Here is a 4,785-nt window from a genome sequence, read left to right as displayed (position 1 = left end):
GTCACACACCGCGACAGTAGCGCCGCACACCGATGGCCTCAGACGCGTCCTTGTCCGCCGTTGCTACCTCAATCCAGTATTGTTCAGCCAGTACCGAAGAGCTTTCCACGAAGCCGGGTTCGAAATAGTCGATTGCCCTCCCATGACCGCAACCGGCAAGACAAGCACCGACATACATATGGTGTTAGACACCGTGGATGCTCTGCAAGACAGCACGCGTTTCGACGAGTTCGTGATGATGTCGGCGGACGCTGATTTCTCGCCCTTGTTGCGCCGATTGCGGCGACACGATCGTCGTACTGTCGTGTTTGCCGCGGGGGCCATGTCGGAGTCGTATAAGGCCTCCGCCGACCTTGTGATAGGCATCCCGACTTTTATCCGCGATGGTCTTGGCGTTATGGAGCCCGACGAGGACGATGCCTCAAACCACGACCCGTTGCCGAGGATGAACACTGAGGGGACTGGACTTCGGAAGCGCATCGGTGAAACAGTGATACGCAAGGTGAAGAGCAGTTCCTCTCCTTTGCCCCTGGCCACTCTGGCTCAGCACATCCATCGTGAAATTGCGGGTGCGAGAGAAAGTAATTGGGCGGGTGCAGGGAGTTTTGGCGCTTTGATGCGCCAGATGGACATATCCGGAGTCGTAGTCGATTTCAGCGGCGACGTGGTTTATGCAGAGCCAGTCAACGGTGTGGGTAACGGCGACCACAGCGCCGCGCCAGTGGCAGCGTCAGCAGCAGTTATGCAGCCCCCCGCTACGCTGCTGAACACCTTGGAAGGCGCTGCATTGGACATGGCGGCATCCAGCGTGATCAGGGAGGTGGTAGGGCAGGCACACAGACCGGTACACCTTTCGGCGATTGGTTCGCAACTGCGCAGCAAGTTCTCTGCTTTGACTGTAGGTTGGAATGGGGCCCCCACATTGGCGGCTATGCTGGACAGAATGGAACTGTCCCCTCTGAGAAGAGAAGTCTTGGACGATGGCTCGACCTTTGTAATCCTCGATCCAGCGCGTCACACTGTCCAGTCAGTCGCCGTCAAGGATCCAGCAGTCGCTGCAATTCTCAGAGCGGCCGAGTTTCCCCTGATAAAGGCAGTGGATCTGAAGCTGGTTGTTCAGCACCTCATGCCGTACCTGGGAACCGACACACCGTTTGAAATGGCAACAGTAGCCCGCGACATCCAAGCGGCGATTTCGCTCCAACAACACAGTATTCAGGCCGCGAGAATTGCCAAGCTTTTGCGCGCGCTGATATTCGGTGGCTTGGATACCTCCGTCAGACCGGAGAGTTTGGATGGTCTGTTTGCCGTCACCATCGGCATTTTGCTGGCAGCATGGTCTAGAGAGACTCAGGCAGAGGTCGATGGCGACACGCGTGATCGCCTGCTGGCTTGGCTTTCTGAGGTCGATTAGTTGTAATGCTTCTATTGGTTGTTCAACTGCATGACCGTTACCCCACATTACTGGAAATTAGACATTAGTCTAATAAGCCGTGCAGCAATAAAGAAAAAAGCACCTGGGCTTTTGACCCAAGTGCTTGATTTGATTCGGCTTTATTTGGCTCCTCGACCTGGGCTCGAACCAGGGACCTACGGATTAACAGTCCGATATTTTTCATTGGCGGATACATTTTTATTCTTATAAATCAAATACTTGCAGATACTCACTGCTTTGTAGTGCTACCTGTTACTATGAATTTCACCTACACCCGCGCCTACATATTTGTGGGTGTAGTTTGCAATGAGTGGGAACATGAGCATGCCAATCGTCGACAAAAAACTAACACAAACAATTGCCCAGACCGTCCCAGTTCCTCTGGGCAAGTACGTCATCTATTGGTGTCCAAAGACTCCGGGCTTTGGCGTTCTCGTTACACCGAATGGAAGTCGATCTTACGTTGCTGAACGGAAATTAAATGGGAAGACCAAACGCCGTACTTTGGGGAAGGCTATTGGAGCCAAGGCAATTTCCATCGACACGGCGCGAGGATTGCAGATCACCATCTCAAGTGAGTTGCAAACTGGCGTTGATCGAAGCGTCGTGCAGCGCGAACAGCGCAAGGCTGACAAAAAGGAGGCAGTGACCTTCGCTGAGGCGTTGCGTCAATATGTGCAGGGCAAGCGAGTGGGAAAAGCAAAGCGCGGGCTGAAGGCGCGCACCAAGGCCGACTACCTTGGAATGATCAAACCAGCTGGCACAAGCAGTAAGGGGGTCCCGTTTCTCGACGGCCATCTCGTTGACCTTGCGGACAAGCCGATCTACAAAATTACAGCTGCTGATATCTGGAAGATCTATAACAGAGTGCATTCCCGAAGCGAACGACAAGGCGATTACGCGATGCAGGTACTGCGTGCCGTCCTTGGTTGGCATGGAGTAACCGTTGAAAATTCTCCACTCTCGCCGAACACCGCAGGCAAGGACCGAATTCTTATCCACGCGAGTGAGGGGGATCCAATGCCTATTCCCCCTGAGTGTTTGGGTGCATGGTGGCGCGCCGCTGTCGCAAAGAAGGGATCAGTCTCCGCTGATGCCTGTAGATTTATGGTGTTGACTGGTGCGCGCCCTGGCGAGGTGTACGGGTCTGACACAAACGCTGGGCTATTGGTTAGAGACGTGAATCTGTTTGCAGACCAATTGACCCTATTGGACACAAAAAATGGCAAGAATCATGTCGTCTTGCTGTCCACCCAAGCTTTAGAAATTGTGAAGCAACATTGCACCGGCAAAAAACCAGCCGACAAAGTGTTCGGTGTCCTTGACCCAGGGAAAACACTCGCTGCGATAAACAAGAAAGCCAATGTGGATCTGGGCGTCACACCTCATAAACTGCGGCACACATTTGCCAGCGTTGCCGATGAGGTTGTGAGTGCATATGCACTGAAACGGATGATGAACCACGCTGTTCTCGGCGACGTTACGGGGAACAACTATGTTAAGAAATCCCCTGGTCAGCTTCGCGATTCATGGCAAAAACTTGCGGACTTCATTGAGGATCATGCGGTGATTGACCTCTGAGTGTGTGTTTCTTGACACGCAGCGAAACGCTTTTCTTGTCGATAAGGGAGCTGACTCCTAGAATCGGTGTTTTAGCTTTCCGCGATTAATGCGGAATCGGACAGCCGGCTCATAGTCGGCAGCGCGATCGACAGGCTGGCAGATATTGTTATCACTGCCGAGGGCCAATCGCGAGTCCACAGCACAGTGCGAGTCCCAGGGACCGCAGTGCCTTTGTGACCAATATGTATTGGTGCTACCAAAGGCTTTCCTGTGTCCGATTCAATTTCCAACCCAGCCCGCCCAGTCCCGTTCGGCGTAGACGAAACCGAAGCTGCTCGGGCCATCGGCATGTCAGTGGCTTATCTGCGCAAAGACCGACTCAAGAAGCGGCTGTTCCCGTTCTTCAAACTCGGCTCCAGCGTTCGATATGACCTCGACCGCATGCGCGAAGCGGCACTGGCGTTGGAGCAGGGCGCAGTACACCTGAAACTCAAAACTCGCGTGTCGAGGAGCCTCAGATGAGCCGACCGAATAAGGCGGCCACCGCGCGGACGGTTCGAACGAAAGCATCGAACAAAAAACACGCGACAGGCTCGCCCCAAAAAAGGGCTGCCGCAAAGACCGGCCGATATAACCCTCAGCTGATTCGCCCCTCAAAATGGTGCAATCGGGACCTGGCGGAGTCAAACGATGCCGAACTCGGTGAACTCAGAAAATCTATCGAGGCCACCGGTGGAAATCTGGTTGCAATCAAGATTCGACGGGCGGCACCTACGCACCAAAGCAAAAACATTAAGGGAGATGTGACCGAGTTCGAAATTGTGTATGGACACCGTCGCCACCGGTGCTGCCTGGATCTGGGGATCCCTGTATTGGCAGTGGAGGAAAGCGTCGACGACGTGAAAATGGTCCAGGAAATGATGGTAGAAAACGAAGAGCACAAGAGCTTGTCCGCGTGGGAGCTTGGTCGCTGGTTCGCGAAAATGTGCAAGGAGAAACTGTTTGTCAGCCAACGGCAAATGGCCTTGAAATTGAACCGGGACCCGGGCGATGTGAGAAGAGCTTTGAGGCTGGCGAAACTGCCAGTTGACATTCTGAAGGCCGTTCAGTCGCCCACGCAATTCGCGTTGCATGATGCCGACAAACTGGGGAAGGCCCTCGCGGCCAACCGTAAGGGGTCCATCGCGATAGCGAAGAAGATTTTGCAGACTTCTGGCCCTCTGCCTGGGAAGGAGTTGGTCCGGCGCCTCACGTGTGATGCCGCAAGTGTTGGAGCGTCCAACACGACCGAGCCGCAAACAATGGTTTTGGACGGCATCGCCATTGGAGAGTGGCGGCAGCAGCCCACTGGTAGCTTCTCTATGAAATTGAAATTTTCACTGACGACGAAGCAGCAGGTTCGGTTAGAACAATTGGTGCTCAGTTTCGGTAAGGCTAATACAGAACGCGATTCCACTCCGAGGTCGGAGCGCATGGTAGTGAAGGCCTCGTGACATGGCAGGCCACGACAACTGGGGGAACCAAGAGGCAGATGGTCGCAGCCATCGCAAGAATCAGTAACACGTCATCCGGCCGGTCATTGGCTGGCGTCCACCAATCCAGTCGCGCGGCACCAACAACAGCCCACAAGCCCAAGCCGCACAGAAGGGATGCCAGGCCCATCACCCAGCACCGCAGGGCAGCGCGCCAGGTCTGCCAGGGGCTGCCGGCATCCATGTGCAGTTCGAACGCATGCAGCGCGAACAGGGCACTGCATGCAATCAACACGGAATCACGCCACAAGACTC

At 54.5% G+C, this 4,785-nt stretch carries 4 protein-coding genes; all 4 read left to right on the top strand.

Translation table 11 applies throughout. The features are described from left to right. On the top strand, positions 1-1,414 hold a 1,414-nt coding region (locus RMO57_RS01790; RefSeq protein ID WP_310383668.1), incomplete at its 5' end, for an NYN domain-containing protein. 339 nt (positions 1,415-1,753) lie between these two features. Next, positions 1,754-3,016, top strand: coding sequence for an integrase family protein (locus RMO57_RS01785; protein WP_310383666.1), 1,263 nt, complete (start codon positions 1,754-1,756; stop codon positions 3,014-3,016). A gap of 330 nt (positions 3,017-3,346) precedes the next feature. Beyond that, complete coding sequence (locus RMO57_RS01780; RefSeq protein WP_310383664.1) at positions 3,347-3,520, top strand: hypothetical protein; 174 nt, start codon at positions 3,347-3,349, stop codon at positions 3,518-3,520. Further along, positions 3,517-4,491: a ParB/RepB/Spo0J family partition protein gene (locus tag RMO57_RS01775; protein ID WP_310383663.1), complete on the top strand. Its 975-nt coding sequence runs from the start codon at positions 3,517-3,519 to the stop codon at positions 4,489-4,491. The genes RMO57_RS01780 and RMO57_RS01775 overlap by 4 nt, the downstream gene beginning before the upstream one ends. Positions 4,492-4,785 lie beyond the last annotated feature (294 nt).

It is taken from the genome of Roseateles sp., from assembly GCF_031397715.1.
GTDB lineage: Bacteria > Pseudomonadota > Gammaproteobacteria > Burkholderiales > Burkholderiaceae_C > Paucibacter_A.
The sequence above is the reverse complement of the archived record's forward strand: the minus strand, read 5'-3'. Positions and strand labels throughout refer to the sequence as shown.